Below are 17,041 nucleotides of genomic sequence, written 5' to 3'. Positions count from 1 at the left end.
GGTGATGGCCGGAACCATCCCGACAGCCAGTGGGTACAGGACGCTGAGGTCGGTCTCCGGTGAAGAAATTACAGGGTCCTGGCGGTTGCTGGTTGAGGCACTCAAAGCCTCCGGTGTGGTTGAGACCGTGGTGTCCGTACCGGAGATCGAAGCACCGATCGAGCGGGTCCTTGCGGCAGGGGCGGACGGCATAGCACTTCCCCTGAGGGCTCTTACAACCCGTCAATGGGAGGAGTTGGCAGGAGCCGTGGAAAACGGAAAGCGCCTCTGGGCCGGCGCAGTCCCCACCTACGATCCACGGGCGGAACTGCCGCGCACCTCGGAGATCGTGGAGAGCATTTGGAAGCCATGGCGCCAGCTTGGGCTGCCGGCATCGGGTCTGGCAGGTCTCCGGGTCACTCCCGCGACAGGACTCGCCGGCTACAAGCCCGCGGCGGCCACATCAGTGCTGGCAAAGCTCACCCAGGTAGCTGACGGGCTGGACCAGTTGGCCCAGGGCTGAGGAGAACTGCCGGGAAGCGGGCCGAACGGGACACCAGTGCCCGTCGGTCGTGTCAGACCCGTTGTTCCCAGCGATCCGGTTCTGCATATCGGGGAAGCGCCGTGCCCGGTGCTGTTCCCGGCAAATACGGTGCCAGCCGGTAATCGAAGCGTCCTGCATAGACCAGGACCAATCCAATCTGCGGCTGGATGACCTTGACCTGAATACGATGTTTGCCTTCGGCGCTGTCCCACCACTGCTCAGCGTAGGCTCTAGCGTCCAAGGCAGCCGGCAGGGGTATGCGTAGGGGCCCCAGCAACAGCCGGCTCGCATTGGAGACACCACGAAGCCGCCCCTCCGCAGTAACGCTGACATCCAGGTCCGTCACCAGCCGCCGATATCGGCCCACATGGTCAACCAGGCGCGCACGGTTGTTCCCGCCACCCGCGCCGGGACCCGGCACAATGGCACTCGTGGTGTCGTGAAACAGCCTGGTACCCGTGGGGAAATAGATTTCCCGCCGGGCTGTCAATGCCGGACGCCCGAACGGATCCACGTGCGCGTGGTTCTCGATCCTGAACCGGATACCTTCACCGTATTCAGGGAAGAAGGCTTCCTCGCTGCCGGTGAGGGCGAGCAGGGGACGCAGCCATTTCTGCCGGCAGCCCACCACGTCAAAGACGCCTTCGCCTATGCCATAGGAGCCCGAAGCGGCTGCCAATGAAAAGTACTCCTGGAGTTCGGGAGTCAGCTTGGTGAAGTCATCGCCGAGTGCCAGCTGGTATATGGGGGAATTCATGGCAGTCCTTTCAAGAACCGGGATCTAGAGTCGTCCGGCCGCTTTGAGCCGGATGTAGGTGTCCGCAAGCAGGGGTGGGACGTCAAGCGGTTCGGCGTCCACCACTTCGGCGCCGAGTTGCCGTAGTTGGGCCGTCACCGCGGCGCGTTCCAACAGGGCGCGTTCGGCGGCTGCGGCGCGGAACACCTGGCTCGCGGTGGTCCTTTCCTCCTTCATGGCTGCCAGAAGCGGATCCCTGACCGAGGCCACCACCACTACGTGTTGACGCGACAACTGCGCCACGGTGGGCAACAGGCCCTCTTCGGGGGCGCCGCCGTCGAGCGCAGTCAACAGCACCACCAGCGACCGGTGCGCTGATACGGCCCTGACCTGTCCCGGGATTTGCTGCCAATCCAGCTCGATCAGCTCTGCCTCCAGCGGGGCCATCGCCTGGACCAACTGGCCCAGCATGTTCCCTTTGGATGCAGACTCCACCCGGGCACGCAATCTGCGGTCGTAAGCGAGGAAGTCAACCCGGTCCCCGCCGCGCTCTGCAAGGACCGAGAGCAGCAGCGCCGCTTCAATTCCTGTATCGAGGCGCGGTTCGTCCTCGATCCTGGCGGCGGCCGTGCGGGAGGTATCCAGGACGATGACCACGCGCCTGTCGCGTTCCGGGCGCCAGGTCCGGACCACCACGGAAGAGCGGCGTGCCGTGGCCCGCCAATCGATGGAGCGGACGTCATCACCGCGTACGTAATCGCGGAGGGAATCGAATTCCGTGCCTGCCCCGCGGATCTGCACGGCGGCCCTGCCATCAAGTTCCCGGAGCTTGCGAAGCTTGGACGGCAGGTGCCGTTTTGAGTGGAAGGGAGGCAGGACCCTCAGCTGCCCGGGGAGCACCCGCGTCCGTTGCCTGGCTGCCAGGCCAAGCGGACCCTGGGACCGGATGGTGATGTGCGGACTTTCCAGGTCACCACGGCGCCGGGGGACCAACGCCACCCTCATGCGTCGACGCTCACCCGGGGGCACAGTCAACGACTGGATGTTCTCGATGGCTCCGGCCGAAGGCTGCCACGCATCCCTGATGGTTGCCCGCACCGTCCGCCGGGTGGGATTGGCAACCGTCACCACAGTCTCCGCCCGGCCCTCCAGCGTCACGTTTCCCGGGTGCTGGCGGGCCAAACCAAGGCGTGCCGGCGAAGCAGCCAGGAGCAGGTCCAAAACCAGTAACAGCAGCAGGCCCAAGGCGACAAACAGGACGGTGGTCCATGCCGGAAACAGCACCAGCGGGACCAACCCGGCCAGTGCAAGCAGCACGAAACGACCCGTCACCGCCATTCAGGCCGCCTAAGCCAGGTCGCAGCGGAGCGGGCTTGCGCGTCGGAACTCACCGGGGCGGACGTTACGTGGACCCCGCAAATCGCCGCGGTACTGGAAGCCTCCGCGGTACTGGAATACAAGGCAGTACGGGAAGTCACCGCGGCACCGGAACGGACGCCAGAATGCTGCCCAGGACATCGTCCACCTGGATGCCGTCCATTTGGGCTTCGGGCCGAAGCCCCACACGATGCCGCAGGCACGGCAAAGACAACGCCTTGACATCGTCCGGTGTCACAAAGGTCCGTCCGGACAGCCAGGCCCAGGCCTTGGAAGTATTGAGCAGCGCCGTTGCACCGCGCGGAGAGACTCCCAGCTGGAACGACGGCGCAGACCGGGTGGCACGGACAACGTCAACGATGTACGCAAGGATTTCCGGGGCCACCGCTACGTGGGCTACTGCGGCCTGGGCGGCTGCGAGTTCTGCCGCGCCGGCCACTGGACGCACGCCTGCTGCAGCGAGGTCCCTCGGATCGAAGCCGCTGGCATGGCGCCGGATGACCTCGATTTCCTCGGCACGGCCCGGCAAAGGCATGGTCAGTTTGAGGAGGAACCGGTCCAGCTGGGCCTCGGGGAGGGGATACGTGCCCTCATACTCCACCGGGTTCTGCGTTGCGGCTACGATGAACGGGCTCGGCAGCGGGCGGGAGACGCCGTCGACGGAAACCTGGCGTTCTTCCATGGCTTCCAAGAGCGATGCCTGGGTCTTGGGCGGAGTGCGGTTGATTTCGTCCGCGAGCATGATGTTGGTGAACACCGGGCCTTCGCGGAAGGTGAACTCCGAGGAATGGGAGTCATAGACCAGTGAGCCGGTGACATCACCGGGCATGAGGTCAGGGGTGAACTGGACACGTTTGGTGTCCAGGCTCAAAGCGGTGGACAGTGCCCTCACCAGCAGGGTCTTGGCCACTCCGGGCACCCCTTCCAACAGGACGTGACCCCCGCAGAGCAAGGCAATAAGCATGCCCGTGACGGTGGGATCCTGCCCCACAACGGCTTTGCCCACCTCAGTTCGGACATTCAGCAGGGACTGCCGGGCAGGGTCTTCGATTGCGGAACGGCGGCCGTTTCCGGCGGGATCCCCTCCTTGCGGCGCGTATTGCTGAGGCATGGCCTGAGGCGCGACATCCGGTTGGGGAACATTCTGTTGAGGCGGGACACCACCGGTCTGCTGGCTGGTGCTCTCCGTGTAGCTGTTCGGCTGGCTGCTCATCGGGTGGTCGCCTCCTGTTCGATTCGTTCGATCTGTTGTGCCCATTGCACCAGTTGTCCTTCGTTGTCAGGCCTGAAGTCGAGGAGCACCGATCTGACGTCCGTAACCGGCCGCTCCACGTGTCTGGAAGAAGCGTCCACGACTGCCTCCGGGGTGGCGTCCATCCCAAGGTTGAAGTGCCGCGCCAAACGGGCCAGCGTGCCTGCCCGCAAGTTCTCCGCCGCACGGTCCACTGCCCGCGAGTCCTGGTAAAGCCTTGCCCTGCCTTCGGCCGTTTCGGCAGCTTTCACCACCACTGGAAGCGGCTCGAAGACCAGGGGCCCCATGCGTCGGCCGCGCCAGGCTATTGCCAGGAGCACCACGATTGCGAGCCACGGTCCCACGAAAGCGAGCCAGCGGGGTGCCAGTTCATTGAGAGTAGGTGTTGAGTCGGTTGCGGCAAGGTCTCCTGCTCCGGGCAGATACCAGACCAGTTTCCGGTCCTTGCCCAAGGTGCGGAGCGCGAGGGCTGCATTTCCCTCGGAAGCCAGATGCTGGTTGTTCAGCAAATCCGTGCTGCCCATGACCACCACCCGGCCGTCCGCCGATGCCGCGTAGAGGCCGGACCCCTGACCTGTTGCCGGGTAGCACACCACAGGGCCCGAATAGATAAAGCCCTGGGCGGAGATTTTGCCTGCCACGAGGGCGTCTTCCAGGTCGCATCGGGGTTCAAGAACCTTTGTTCCATCAGGAACCACGCCCCCGGGGCGGAATTCCTGCTCCAGCGCATTGAGGGTCCTCAGTCGCGGATTGACCAGCACTACGTGGTTTGCGGTGTCCGTTATGTCTTCGAGCTGCGTCCGGTCGAGGAAGCCACGGGGGTCGTAGATGAGAACAGTGGTCTCGTTAGGTTCGGCCAAGGCATCCATGGTGTCTGCCAACGTATCGGTCGGTGTGACCGAGACACCGTGACGCCCGAGGATTTCAGCTGCAGCCATTGCGCCGTCCGGCGCCGGGTTGCGGGAAGACAGTGGCCGGGGATCCTTGGCGCCCGAGACACTGGAGACAGCCAGATAGGCCACCAAACCAGCCAGGAGGGCGCCGATCATGATCCAGGCCAGGTGCTTTCGGAACCAGGTACGGAAAGTACTCCCACCGGACGGCGTCTTTGAATCAGCTTCACCCCGGACCGCGTTCTCTTTGACCGTGGAGGTTGTCATCGGGGCACCGCGAATCCGGCGTGTGCCTGTCCAGCGAAGTCAGGCTTCATGTCCAGGAGATCTGTATCAAGCAAGCGAATGGACTCGTAGTCCGAGGCAGTTGCCCCCTGTTCGCCGTAGCGCACGGCATCGAAAAGGCGGGCTGCCGCATCCAGCCGGGCCTGTGCTGAACCAAATACCTGCCCCAACTGATTCGCCACTTCATCGGCTGTCCGCCCTGCACGCACGTCGATGATGTCGCGCTCCTCCGCGGAGCGGACAAGTGCCCTGAACTGATCGACGACGGCGGATGGCCAGTCGCCGTCGTCGGCTGCGGTTGCCGCGCGCTTCCTGTAGCCCTCCGAATCGACACTGGCGTCATCGCCGTAGATATCGACTCCAGTAGCTTTACGACGCGCGTTCAGCCGGGGCCGGACCACAATCACCGCGGCGACAATGAGCGCAAGGGCCACAGCTATCATCAACGGAATTCCAAGGTCCGGTCCTTGGCCCAATCCCTCACCCTCCAGCGACGACAACCAGTCGAGAAAGTCACGCCACAATTGGTCCAGCCAGCCGGGTTGGGCATCAGGATACCGGGGATTGGAAAGTTCTTCAGCCGCCCAGCGCCGCGCCTCTTCGCGGTCCGGGGTTACCGGCGGCTCCATGGCCGCCAACGTGGTGGCTGCATCCAAGGGGATGACCGTCATGCCGGAGGCCGTGGCCCGGGAGGCGAAGCCGGAAACTGTCCGCCTTGCGGCGGCTGGTTTGGAGCTTGGAGTGAAGCATCCGGGCTTGGAGTCGAGGGGCTGCCGGGCACTCCATCGGGATCGGCACCCGTTTCCATCAGCCGCATCAGCTCCACGTCCAGGCCATCACGGCGCATGCGCAGGTCCATGTAGATCAAGCCAAACACGGAGGCCTGAAAGGCGAACGTTACCGACCCCACCAAAGCCCCGATCACTGAAGAAATGATCGTGGTGACAACCAGGGTGGAAGTAACAGACTCCGCATCAGGGTGGGGAGTAACCACTCCGCCAATGGCAGTAGCCGCCAAGGACGCGGGGATCTGGACGATCTGGGCAATGACGCCCACCATGATCGCAACCACCAACGTAATGCCGAAGATGCGCCACCAGTTGTTCCTGGTCAGCTGCCAGGACCTCAGGAGTCCGTCGTAAACACCTGTCCGCTCAACGACGATCGCGGCCGGCGCCAGCATCAACTTCAACCCGATCCAGACAAAAAGCACCGCCGAACCAAGCCCCAGGGGCAGGACAAGCAACAACGCCCCGGGCCCGATGGCGGTAAAGAGCAGAACGGCAACACCCACCACTGCCGCGGCTGCCAGCAGCCCGCCGATAGTCAGCAGAACCGCGACGCCCAGCAGCGGCCAGATCCTTCTGCCGGCCAACTGCCACATCTGCTTGAAACCCGTACGCCGGTTAAGGACCGACCGCGCCACCGGCACCACCAGGACGCCTTGAAGGACCGAGCCCAGAAAACCGATCAGCACCGAGACACCCAAAGTACTTGCCATAATGGCGAGGAAGGGACCCATGGCTTCATTGAAATCCGCTTCAGAGTTGACCGATTCAAAAGAGGCGGTCAGTTGGAACATTCCCACCGTGACAATGCCGATGAAGATTGCGCCGATGGCCTGCACTATGAGTGCAGAACCGAACATGGAAGCAGCGTTGCGACGGATCGTCTGGAATGATCCGTCCAGGATCTCGCCGAACTGCAAAGGCCGCAGCGGGATGACTCCCGGCTTCGGGGGAGCGACGTAAAGGGGCTGCCCGTAGGGTGGGCCGGGTGGCCAACCCGGAGACGGTTGGCCATACTGCCCGCCGCCTTGCGGGGGCGCCCACGCAGAAGGACCGCCCCATTGTGGTTGGTTGCCCCACGCGGGTTGGTTGCCCGGTTGTGGTTGGTTGCCCCACGCGGGTTGGTTGCCCGGTTGTGGTTGGTTGCCCCACGCGGGTTGGTTGCCCGGTTGTGGTTCCCGGCCGTGCTCTGGTTGTGACACGTTATCCTCCCCATAAGACCCGGCCCGCCGACCTTCGACGTCCCCCAAACGGACCTTGGCCCCCAGCCTATAGTCCCGCCGTCGTCCCTCATAGCCCGACGCCCGGGCAGCCGCGGCAGGCAGGCTCGCGCAGTTGTGCAGTACGGTGGAACTGCCCTTGGGGCGCCATGCCGTGCGCTGTGCCCAACGGGACAAAGACTTGGTGATAAGGGAATATATAACTATGAAGGCACGCATTCTGGTAGTTGACGACGACGAAGCGCTCGCAGAGATGATTGGCATCGTCCTGCGCAATGATGGTTTCGAGCCGGTGTTCTGCGCAGATGGCGGCAAGGCCTTGGAGATCTTCCGCTCGTCCAAGCCGGATCTGGTCTTGTTGGACCTGATGCTGCCTGGGTCCGACGGCATCGAAGTCTGCCGGCAGATCCGCGGCGAATCCGATGTGCCGATCGTCATGCTGACGGCAAAGTCGGACACCTCCGATGTGGTCCGCGGCCTGGAATCCGGCGCGGACGATTACGTGCCGAAGCCCTTCAAACCCGCCGAGCTCGTGGCACGCGTTCGTGCCCGACTCCGTCCAGGCGACCAAAAGGCCCCCGAAACCCTGCGCATCGCTGACGTGACCATCGACGTCGCGGGCCACTTGGTCACCCGTGGCGGTGACCGCATTTCATTGACCCCTTTGGAGTTCGATCTCCTGGTGGCGCTGGCACGCAAACCCTGGCAGGTCTTCACCCGCGAGCTGCTCCTCGAGCAGGTCTGGGGCTACCGTCACGCCGCGGATACACGTTTGGTCAACGTCCACGTCCAGCGTCTGCGGTCCAAGATCGAACGTGACCCTGAGGCGCCCGAGGTCGTTCTGACGGTGCGTGGTGTCGGATATAAAGCAGGTTCCTGAGTCTCCGGCCGGTAAAGCCGGCGCGGCCGAAGGTGACCTTAGGCCCCAAGGTCCAGAGGCGGCCGGTGTCCAGCAAGTGACCCCGGCTTCGTCACCGACCCCCGGCACCACTTCTGATTCATCCCCCGGGGAGTCTTTACCGTCAACTGCAGCCCAACCGCAGCAGAACACTCGGACAGTGCCATGGTTCCTTTTCCGGGCGCGAATCTGGACACGGCGCGGACTTATCCTGGTGCTGCGGGTTTCGCGCCTGGTGTCCCTTGGCGTGCGGCAGATCAGACCGGGGCTGCGTCATCTTTGGCGCTCGTTGTTGAAGCGCTGGCGGCGTTCCCTGGAATTCCGGACAGTTCTCACTACCCTTTTGTTGGCAGTTACATCCTTTGCCATTGTGGGCGCTTACTTGTCCAACCAGATAGCCAATAACCTTTTCCAGGAGCGTTTGGCCCAGGCCGAGTCCGAGTCGCGGTACAACGTCAAGCAGGTCCAGGACACGTTCGACGGCGCTCAGGTCACCGATCAGTCCAGCGTCATCACGTTGGTCTATGACACCCTGACGGCCGTGGAGGGCCGTGGCTCTGTGATCCAACGCCGCTATGTTTTCGAGGCGAAGCCTGAGCAGACCAAGCCGCGCAACCGCTGGGTCGAGTCGAGGGCCTCCGATCAGTTGACGGTCAGGGTGATACCGCCGGAGCTCCGGAAGGCTGTTCAGGAAGGCGGCAAGCAGCAATTCTGGGCTTCCACGCAATTTCCTGTCGGAAATGAGGACCGCCCAGGCATTGCCGTGGGAAACATGGTCACGTTCAATGGCACGTCCTATGAGCTGTACCTGATTTACGACCTCAATACTGCCCAGCAAACGTTGGACGAAATTCAGAACGTCCTCTGGGCGGGTGGAGCTGCCCTGGTCCTTATGATCGGGGCCATTGCCTGGTATGTGACGCGCAACGTAGTCAGTCCTGTCAGCCATGCTGCCGTGGTCTCGGAAAAGCTTGCGGCCGGTCAACTGCAGGAGCGCATGGTGGTTAAGGGCGAGGATGAGGTGGCACGACTCGGTGCTTCGTTCAACCACATGGCGGCGAGCCTCCAGGAACAAATCACCCAGCTGGCCACTTTGTCGCAAATGCAGCAACGATTCGTTTCCGATGTATCCCATGAGCTTCGCACCCCGCTGACCACGGTCCGAATGGCCGCCGAGGTCCTCTTCGACGCCCGTGAAGACTTTGATCCCATGAATAAGAGGTCCGCCGAACTGCTGTACCACCAGGTAGAGCGTTTCCAGTCTCTGCTCTCTGATTTGTTGGAGATCTCCCGCTTCGACGCCGGCGCAGCCGTTCTGGATGCAGAACCCCAAGACATTTTCCAAGTAATCTCCCATGTCATGGAGGGTGCAGCACCTGTTGCAGCTGAATACGGCTCAGAGGTCCGCCTCAACGCCCGGCAGAAGAGCATCGTGGTGGAGATGGACTCCCGGCGGATCGACCGGATCCTCCGCAATTTGCTGCTCAATGCCTTGGAGCATGGAGAAGGAAAGCCGATCCATATCTCAGTAGCAGCCAACCATGAAGCTGTTGCTGTTTCGGTCAGGGACCACGGCATCGGGATGAGCCAGGCAGAAGCGGCCAGGGTGTTCGATCGATTCTGGCGTGCAGATCCTGCCCGCGCCCGGACCACTGGTGGCAGTGGTCTTGGCCTGTCCATTGCAGCGGAAGACACCAAACTGCACAACGGTTGGCTTCAGGCGTGGGGCAGCAAGGGATCCGGTTCCAATTTCCGGTTGACACTTCCCCTTCGGCAGGGAGGCACTATCGTGAAATCTCCGCTTCAGCTTGAGCCAGCGGACATTGAGTTCCCCGGGGCGGTGAGTGACCGGCACATGCTCATCCTGGGCACAGAGTCCGGGACGGGCCAACAGCACTCCCATCCCGGAGCCGGCAAACCGGCGCCTGACACTGAAACAGGACGGGGAGCATGACCATGGCGCGCTTCCGGAGATCACGTGCGATCGTGGCGGTGATGGCCGTCCTGATGGTGCTGCTGGCCTCCTGTGCGCAAATTCCACGATCCGGCCCGGTTGGTAAAAGCAAGGATGAGGGCGCCGGAAACCCCAACGCGCCGGTCTTCTTTCCGGCAGCACCGCGCGCTGGCTCAAGCCCGGAAACCGTGATTGAGGATTTCTACATGGCCGGCAGCGGCTATGAGGATGATTACCCTGTGGCACGCCAGTACCTCACGCAGGCCCAGTCCGTTACCTGGAAGCCAGACAAACGGGCCATCGTTTTCCGTGAAGCGCAGGTAGTCAAGGCAGCGGGGGAGAACGAATACCTTTACGAACTGGACCTCGCCTATTCGGTGGACGCCGATGGCGTGGCTACACAGTTTCCGCCTGGCACCAAAGAGACGATTCCGCTGACCCTTGAGCAAGTGGAAGGCCAATGGCGCATTTCCAAAGTGCCTGATGGCACGGCCATACCGGAGGAGACGTTCAAGGTCATATACGGGGCATTCCCCATATATTTCTATGACCCTACGTTTACCTATGCCGTGCCCGACTACCGTTGGTTCATCAAGAAGAACACGGTCAAGTCCATGACGTCCGCCGTGCTGGCCGGGCCGGCACCTTATCTTCGTGGTGCAGTGGTTAGCGCCTTCCCGTCCGGCATGAAACTTGCACGGGAGTCCGTGCCGGTTGTGTCCGGCTCCGCGCAGGTGGACCTGTCTGCCAAAGAACTGTTTGATGCCTCGGCGGAGGACCGCCAGCGGATGCAAAACCAGTTGGCTTTGACCTTCAGGGACCAACCTGATGTCATCAATGTCCAACTGCGGGCTGACCAGGACCTGGTAAGGGTTGAGGACAACGGGACGGTACTGCCACCCGTGGTGGATAAGAGCGTTCCGGCCCGCCAGATTGCCGTGAGCAACGGCGATTTGGTGAGGTACGAGAACAACCGGGTGACTCCGCTTCCGGACATACAGTCCGTGTCCGGTTTGGGACCCCATGCGCCGGCTGAGTCGCCGGTGTCCCAAACGGCCGCATTCCTCAACGGTGACAAGACAACTCTGTATGCCATTGAACCCGGGCAGCCCGCACGCCAGCTGACTACCAGGAGCACGCTCACCGGTCCTTCATTCAGTCCGCACGACTGGGTATGGACTGCAGGGCCGGGCGCCAACGGCGCTGCCGAAGTGGTGGCGTTCAAACCTACTGGCGTCGCTCCGGGTATGGCCATCCCCAATGTCACCATGACGCCCTCCTGGCTATCCGGACGAACCGTCAAGGACTTCAGGGTTTCCAGGGAGGGGACCAGGGCGCTGGTCATTTCTGTAGCCAACGGTAAGTCAACGGTGCAGATCACCGGAATAGTGCGCAACGCAGATGGCGTTCCCAAAGATCTCACCGCGCCCATCACGCTGGTAAGTACCGGTTCGGCTGACCAGGGAGTCTGGGTTAACAGTTCAACAGTGGCGGTGATGTCCGGATCGCCCACAGGAACCGTGGTGCCTGAGTTGCTGTCCCTCGAATCCGGTGAGCCGCAACAGTTGGCTCCCTGGGACGGCTTGACCAGCCTGAGTGCCGGAAACGGTTCGGAACAGATTTACGGGCAATCCGAGGCCGGTGTGTTCCAACGGGTCGGCAACGGGTGGGAACTCCAGCTCAAGGGACCCACGGAGCCGGCATTCCCCGGCTGAGCGCCGGTCAGGATCTACCGATTGTCCACATGGCTTTGAGCGTGCCTTCCAATGACGCCCGTACCCGTCCAGGCTGGCACCATGATCGCAGCAGTCGGGCAGACTTCACCACCAGGCATCGGGACAGCACTCCTTAGTGGCACTGCACCTGTCACAGGCACCGCAGCCCTTATTAGCACCGCAGTTCCTCCTGGGACCGCCGCTCCCAGCGGGGTCCGGTGCGCCGTCGGCACAGGCACTGCCCCAGGCAGGATTCGTGTCACTGATGTTGGTACCCACAGGCGCCTCAGGGGCCGGGACCCAGACCTCCAACCGATTGATCCGGTCCGCGGTCGTCGTCGTGGTCCGGATAAACGGCGCCTCGGCCGGCTTCTTGCGGTGCTCCAGGGAACGGTGCTCGACCTCCTTGGAATGCTGGTTCCGGTGGAGTGCGTTTGCTGTTCAGCGGAGGACACAGTGTTGTGCGGAAACTGCGCCAAGCACGTTCGCCAACTCTGCAGGCAACCTTTCCGGGCGGAACAGGAATCCCCCGGGTTGGTTCTGACGGACGGCACAGTGAAGCTGGGGGTGGTAGCCGCGGGTCCCTACCGGGATGAACTTGCACAGTGCCTCTTGTCCTTCAAGCGCTTTGGCCAATGGCGCTTGGCCGGGGTGCTGGCATCGTGCCTGGGCAAAGCGGTGGAACGTGCCATTGGGGGTGAGCCGGGTTTCTGCCTGGTGCCAATCCCGACAAGCGGCCGGGCTTACCGGAAGAGGGGATTCAGTCCAGTACATCTTTTGCTCTTCGTCGTGCGGATGCGAGGCATGGTGCCGGCGTGCCCAACCATTGATGCGCTGGAGAAAAGACGCGGTCCCACCCGTATCAGCTGGCAATCGCCCGGGAGTCTTTTGGACAGGGCAGCCGATCTGTTTGTCGGTGATGGGAGACGGGCATCCGGCGCGGGGCAAAAAGGATTGGGGCGGGGCGCCCGGGCTAAAAGAGTCCGCGGATCCATGCGCGTAAGAAGCCGGAGACTTAGGGAAATCAAGGGCAGGAAATGCATTCTCGTCGATGACGTTCTCACTACCGGCGCCACCCTTGCCGAAGCAATGCGTGCCGTGGAAGCAGCGGGAGGCGTGGTCTGCGGCGCCGTTGTTCTTGCGGCCACGAGGCCACCAGCCTACGCTTCCCACCCGGTCGAGGGCGATCCCTATGAAGTCCTCGAGACTCAATCAAAAAATAAGTGACTAAAGGATGAATAACGCGTGGCGATGAACTAACGTCGGTTGTGGGTACCAAGAACAGATGTACCTGTCGATAGCGGCTCGGAAAGGGGCTCGACTGTCCGTCAGACAAGCCCCCAACAGAGTCGTTGTCGTGTCACCTGAGTTATTTGGAGGGCACCATGGAGTTCATGATCAGCGGACGAAATCTCACAGTTTCTGACCGCTTTCGCGAATACGCCGGCGAGAAAATCTCAAAGATTGAGTCGCTGGGGGATAAGGTCCAGCGAGTCGACGCCAAGGTTTCGAAGGAAACCAACCCTCGGCAGACACCGGGCCAGCTCACCGTTGAAGTGACAGTCCTGGGCCGCGGCCCCGTCATCCGTGCCGAGGCTACAGCCGCTGACAAATTCGCTGCCTTCGATCTCGCGTACAGCAAGCTTCTGGAGAGGCTTCGCCGTGCAAAGGACCGGAAAAAGGTGCACCACGGACGCCACACGCCGAAAGCCGTGCGGGAGGCCACAGCAACACTCGAGCCAGCCAGTGCGAGCGAACCGCTCTACGTCGAGGCCGGCAACCACCAGGAAGCTGCCCCACCGGTAGACGAGCGTTCTCCCTACGAGATCGAGAACGACATTCCCGCAGGTGATTCACCTGTCCTGATCCGTCGGAAAGTCTTCCCGGCAGCCTCACTGACGCTGGATGACGCCGTGGACAATATGGAGCTTGTGGGCCACAACTTCTATCTCTTCCTGGACAAGGAAACCAATGCCCCGTCAGTCGTCTATCGTCGCAACGGCTGGACTTATGGCGTGATCACGCTCGACTCCACCTGCGAACCCGGCGAGGAAGCTGTGGAAGAGAAAATACACGCCTACCGTTCCGATGATCAGGCGTCCACAGCCAAGTAAGGCAACATCTCCTGCATGAAGGGACTTCCATGACCGCTTCGCTGAGCCTCTCACAGGCACGGCGGATCGCATTGGCAGCTCAAGGATTGGCAAGGACCCGGCCCGCCGGTCCCGTGACAGCACGGGCGGTGGGCCGGACCTTTGCCCAACTCCAGCTTGTCCAGATCGATTCCGTGAACGTGGTGGCACGAAGCCATTACCTTCCGTTCTTTTCCCGGCTTGGTAATTACGACCCCCATATCCTTCACACGATGGCCGGACGGAAACCGCGCCGCATGATGGAGTATTGGGCACACGAGGCAAGCTTTATCCGCCCTGAGCACTTTCAAGACCTCATGGTGTGGCAAAAGCGGGCTTGGGTTGGCGCCCACCACTTGGAACCCCATGTCCGCCAGGATATGGAAGAGCGTATTCTTACCGCACTCACAGCGGGACAACCCATGACGGCTTCGGAACTTACGGCAGAGCTCGGACATGACGAAGAAGCTGACCGAGGCAACTGGGGATGGAACTGGAACATCGTCAAACGGGTCCTGGAACACCTGTTTGAAGAAGGACGGATTTCCGCCGCCTCACGGACACAGCAATTCGAGCGAAAGTACACGTTGACCTCCAGGGTGGTTCCTTTCGTGGCACAGCCAGGGGGCACGCCCGAAGACTCGCTTGACCGCCTGATGGATGCGGCCGCCCAGGCTCATGGCCTCGGAACTGCCCGCTGCTTTTCCGACTACTTCCGCACACCCCTCAAAGCCGGCGCGGAGTCTGTTCGGCGATTGGTCCGCGCGGGGCGCCTCCTTCCAGTGACAGTGAAGGGTTGGGAGAGGGAAACCTACCGGCATGTCACTGCCACGGTGCCACGAAAGGCGGAGGGCCGTGCCCTGCTGAGCCCGTTCGATTCGCTGGTCTTTGAGAGGCGGCGCCTCGAGGAACTCTTTGGCTTCCATTACCGGATAGAGATTTATACGCCAGCGGCCAAGCGCCAGTACGGCTATTACGTCCTGCCGTTCCTTCTGAGGGATGGAATCGTGGCCAGGGTGGACCTGAAAGCCGATCGGGCGTCCGGCCGGCTCCTGGTGCGCTCGGCGTTCGCTGAGCTCGGAGCTCCGGCGGATACCGCCGTCGAACTTGCCGCCGAACTGGAACTTATGGCCTCGTGGCTCAAGTTGCAGGACGTCGTGGTGTGGCCGGTGGGGGATCTCGCCGGGGTCCTCGCCGAAGCCGTGGCGGATCGTGCTGAGGGCCGTGATGGATTGCTGCAGCCGGACAGTCCGCTGATAGGTGAACGCGGCAACGTGGCACTGGTCTCTCCCGTAGACTGAAACAGCCAGAATTCGGCAGCATGAGACTGGGAGCAATTTCACGTGGCATCACTAATCGAAAAACTTCTCCGCACGGGTGACAAAAAGACACTCAAGCAATTGCGGAACTATGCCGATTCCATCAATGCCCTGGAAGACTCCTTCAAGTCCTTCACGGACGCCGAACTCCGCGAGGAGACGGACCATCTCCGGACTCGTCACCAGGACGGCGAGACCCTGGAAGCGCTCCTCCCCGAAGCATTCGCCGCTGTGCGGGAGGCTTCTTCCCGCACCTTGGGCATGCGCCACTTCGATGTCCAGTTGATGGGCGGCGCCGCCCTCCACCTGGGCAACATTGCGGAAATGAAAACCGGTGAAGGCAAGACCCTCGTGGCAACGGCCCCGGCGTATTTGAACGCGCTGGCCGGCAAGGGTGTCCACGTTGTGACGGTCAATGACTATCTCGCGGAATACCAGTCCGAATTGATGGGCCGCGTTTACAGGTTCCTGGGACTGACCAGCGGTTGCATCCTGTCCAACCAGGATCCCGCAGTCCGGCGCCAGCAGTACGCTGCAGACATCACGTACGGAACCAACAACGAGTTCGGCTTCGATTACCTGCGTGACAACATGGCCTGGGACGCCAGTGAACTTGTTCAGCGCGGCCACAACTTCGCGATCGTGGATGAGGTCGACTCCATCCTGATCGATGAAGCCCGTACGCCGCTCATCATTTCCGGTCCCGCTCAGGGAGACACCAACCGCTGGTACAGCGAATTCGCGAAGGTCGTAGTGCGCCTGCAGCCTGAAATCGATTACGAGGTCGATGAAAAGAAGCGCACCGTAGGCGTCCTTGAAGCCGGCATTGAAAAGGTCGAGGACTACCTCGGAATCCAAAATCTCTACGAATCGGCAAACACGCCGTTGATCGGATTCCTTAACAACGCCATCAAAGCCAAAGAACTGTTCAAGCGGGACAAAGATTACGTCATCCTCGATGGCGAGGTCCTGATTGTTGATGAGCACACCGGCCGTATCCTGGCGGGACGCCGGTACAACGAAGGCATGCACCAGGCCATTGAGGCCAAGGAAAATGTCGAGATCAAGGCCGAGAACCAGACCCTGGCCACGGTGACCCTGCAGAACTACTTCCGCATGTACTCGAAGCTCGCCGGCATGACCGGTACGGCCGAGACTGAGGCCGCAGAGTTCATGAGCACCTACAAGCTGGGTGTCGTCCCCATCCCCACCAACCGCGACATGCAGCGGATCGACCAGCCGGACCTCGTCTACAAAAACGAAGTCGTAAAGTTCGACGCCGTCGTCCAGGACATCGCCGAGCGGCACGAGAAAGGCCAGCCGGTGTTGGTGGGCACCACCAGTGTTGAAAAGAGCGAGTACCTCTCGAAGCTGCTTGCCAAGGAAGGCATCCGGCATGAGGTTCTTAACGCCAAGAACCATGCACGTGAAGCATCCATCGTGGCCCAGGCCGGACGAAAAGGCGCCGTTACCGTTGCCACGAACATGGCCGGCCGCGGTACTGACATCATGCTCGGCGGCAACGCGGAATTTACTGCCATCGCAGAGCTGGCAAAGCGCGGGCTCGATCCCGAGGAGAACTCCGAAGAGTACGAGGCAGCTTGGCCCGAGGCGCTTTCTGCGGCAAAGCAAGCGGTCAAAGACGAACACGAAGAGGTTCTGGACCTCGGCGGACTGTACGTCCTGGGTACCGAGCGCCACGAATCCCGTCGGATCGATAACCAGCTGCGAGGCCGTTCAGGACGCCAAGGCGACCCCGGCGAATCCCGCTTCTACCTTTCCCTGACGGATGACCTCATGAGGTTGTTCAACTCAGGTGCTGCCGAACGCCTCATGAACAGCTCCGTACCGGACGACGTTGCCCTTGAATCCAAGCTCGTCTCGCGCGCCATCGCATCGGCCCAGGGCCAAGTGGAGGGCCGCAACGCCGAGCAGCGAAAGAACGTCCT

13 protein-coding genes and 1 pseudogene are annotated in these 17,041 nt (G+C 62.0%); 8 read left to right on the top strand and 6 right to left on the bottom strand.

Translation table 11 applies throughout. The annotated features are described in order from the left end of the window. Positions 1-502 (top strand): annotated as a pseudogene (locus HP499_RS09195) (hypothetical protein); the annotation flags it as partial. 52 nt (positions 503-554) lie between these two features. Here the strand turns inward: HP499_RS09195 and HP499_RS09190 are convergent. The 6 genes from HP499_RS09190 to HP499_RS25095 all read right to left on the bottom strand — a co-directional run bounded on the left by HP499_RS09190 (position 555) and on the right by HP499_RS25095 (position 6,714). Then, a complete protein-coding gene (locus HP499_RS09190) occupies positions 555-1,280 on the bottom strand; it encodes a DUF4166 domain-containing protein (RefSeq protein ID WP_172323786.1) in 726 nt (241 codons plus the stop codon). 24 nt (positions 1,281-1,304) lie between these two features. Continuing rightward, positions 1,305-2,597, bottom strand: a complete 1,293-nt coding sequence (locus tag HP499_RS09185; RefSeq protein WP_172323785.1) for a DUF58 domain-containing protein — start codon at positions 2,595-2,597, stop codon at positions 1,305-1,307. Positions 2,598-2,733: 136 nt separating this feature from the next. Next, complete coding sequence (locus HP499_RS09180) at positions 2,734-3,849, bottom strand: MoxR family ATPase (protein ID WP_172323784.1); 1,116 nt, start codon at positions 3,847-3,849, stop codon at positions 2,734-2,736. Continuing rightward, positions 3,846-5,048 (bottom strand): DUF4350 domain-containing protein, encoded by a 1,203-nt coding sequence (locus HP499_RS09175; RefSeq protein WP_172323783.1) that lies wholly within the window; start codon positions 5,046-5,048, stop codon positions 3,846-3,848. The genes HP499_RS09180 and HP499_RS09175 overlap by 4 nt, the downstream gene beginning before the upstream one ends. Continuing rightward, positions 5,045-5,737 (bottom strand): DUF4129 domain-containing protein, encoded by a 693-nt coding sequence (locus tag HP499_RS09170; protein WP_172323782.1) that lies wholly within the window; start codon positions 5,735-5,737, stop codon positions 5,045-5,047. The genes HP499_RS09175 and HP499_RS09170 overlap by 4 nt, the downstream gene beginning before the upstream one ends. After that, entirely contained in the window at positions 5,734-6,714 is a 981-nt protein-coding gene (locus tag HP499_RS25095) for a glycerophosphoryl diester phosphodiesterase membrane domain-containing protein (protein ID WP_253951491.1), read from the bottom strand. Before HP499_RS25095 ends, HP499_RS09170 begins: the two co-directional genes overlap by 4 nt. Positions 6,715-7,279: 565 nt before the next feature. On the opposite strand from HP499_RS25095, the gene mtrA reads away from it, so the two are divergent. From mtrA to secA, 7 genes are all read left to right on the top strand, one after another. Continuing rightward, positions 7,280-7,954 carry an MtrAB system response regulator MtrA gene (gene mtrA, locus HP499_RS09160; RefSeq protein ID WP_172323780.1) on the top strand — a complete coding sequence of 225 codons (675 nt, stop codon included), beginning with the start codon at positions 7,280-7,282 and terminating at the stop codon, positions 7,952-7,954. After that, positions 7,926-9,926 (top strand): MtrAB system histidine kinase MtrB, encoded by a 2,001-nt coding sequence (gene mtrB, locus HP499_RS09155; RefSeq protein ID WP_172323779.1) that lies wholly within the window; start codon positions 7,926-7,928, stop codon positions 9,924-9,926. The genes mtrA and mtrB overlap by 29 nt, the downstream gene beginning before the upstream one ends. A gap of 2 nt (positions 9,927-9,928) precedes the next feature. After that, on the top strand, positions 9,929-11,641 hold the full coding sequence (locus tag HP499_RS09150) for an LpqB family beta-propeller domain-containing protein (RefSeq protein ID WP_172323787.1): 1,713 nt from the start codon (positions 9,929-9,931) through the stop codon (positions 11,639-11,641). Positions 11,642-11,692: 51 nt separating this feature from the next. Next, entirely contained in the window at positions 11,693-12,868 is a 1,176-nt protein-coding gene (locus HP499_RS25475) for a phosphoribosyltransferase family protein (RefSeq protein ID WP_309138365.1), read from the top strand. A gap of 158 nt (positions 12,869-13,026) precedes the next feature. After that, positions 13,027-13,755 (top strand): ribosome hibernation-promoting factor, HPF/YfiA family, encoded by a 729-nt coding sequence (gene hpf, locus HP499_RS09140; RefSeq protein ID WP_172323777.1) that lies wholly within the window; start codon positions 13,027-13,029, stop codon positions 13,753-13,755. A 29-nt stretch (positions 13,756-13,784) separates the two neighbouring features. Further along, positions 13,785-15,074 (top strand): winged helix-turn-helix domain-containing protein, encoded by a 1,290-nt coding sequence (locus HP499_RS09135; protein ID WP_172323776.1) that lies wholly within the window; start codon positions 13,785-13,787, stop codon positions 15,072-15,074. 42 nt (positions 15,075-15,116) lie between these two features. Then, on the top strand, positions 15,117-17,041 hold a 1,925-nt coding region (secA, locus tag HP499_RS09130; protein WP_172323775.1), incomplete at its 3' end, for a preprotein translocase subunit SecA.

Source organism: Paenarthrobacter sp. CM16 (assembly GCF_013179505.1).
GTDB lineage: Bacteria > Actinomycetota > Actinomycetes > Actinomycetales > Micrococcaceae > Arthrobacter.
The sequence above is the reverse complement of the archived record's forward strand: the minus strand, read 5'-3'. Positions and strand labels throughout refer to the sequence as shown.

Coding starts and splice junctions, on each gene's coding strand:
- HP499_RS09190 (WP_172323786.1), bottom strand. CDS start 1,280: ATGAATTCCCCCATATACCAGCTGGCACTCGGCGATGACTTCACCAAG.
- HP499_RS09185 (WP_172323785.1), bottom strand. CDS start 2,597: ATGGCGGTGACGGGTCGTTTCGTGCTGCTTGCACTGGCCGGGTTGGTC.
- HP499_RS09180 (WP_172323784.1), bottom strand. CDS start 3,849: ATGAGCAGCCAGCCGAACAGCTACACGGAGAGCACCAGCCAGCAGACC.
- HP499_RS09175 (WP_172323783.1), bottom strand. CDS start 5,048: ATGACAACCTCCACGGTCAAAGAGAACGCGGTCCGGGGTGAAGCTGAT.
- HP499_RS09170 (WP_172323782.1), bottom strand. CDS start 5,737: ATGACGGTCATCCCCTTGGATGCAGCCACCACGTTGGCGGCCATGGAG.
- HP499_RS25095 (WP_253951491.1), bottom strand. CDS start 6,714: ATGTTCGGTTCTGCACTCATAGTGCAGGCCATCGGCGCAATCTTCATC.
- mtrA (WP_172323780.1), top strand. CDS start 7,280: ATGAAGGCACGCATTCTGGTAGTTGACGACGACGAAGCGCTCGCAGAG.
- HP499_RS09150 (WP_172323787.1), top strand. CDS start 9,929: ATGGCGCGCTTCCGGAGATCACGTGCGATCGTGGCGGTGATGGCCGTC.
- HP499_RS25475 (WP_309138365.1), top strand. CDS start 11,693: ATGACGCCCGTACCCGTCCAGGCTGGCACCATGATCGCAGCAGTCGGG.
- hpf (WP_172323777.1), top strand. CDS start 13,027: ATGGAGTTCATGATCAGCGGACGAAATCTCACAGTTTCTGACCGCTTT.
- HP499_RS09135 (WP_172323776.1), top strand. CDS start 13,785: ATGACCGCTTCGCTGAGCCTCTCACAGGCACGGCGGATCGCATTGGCA.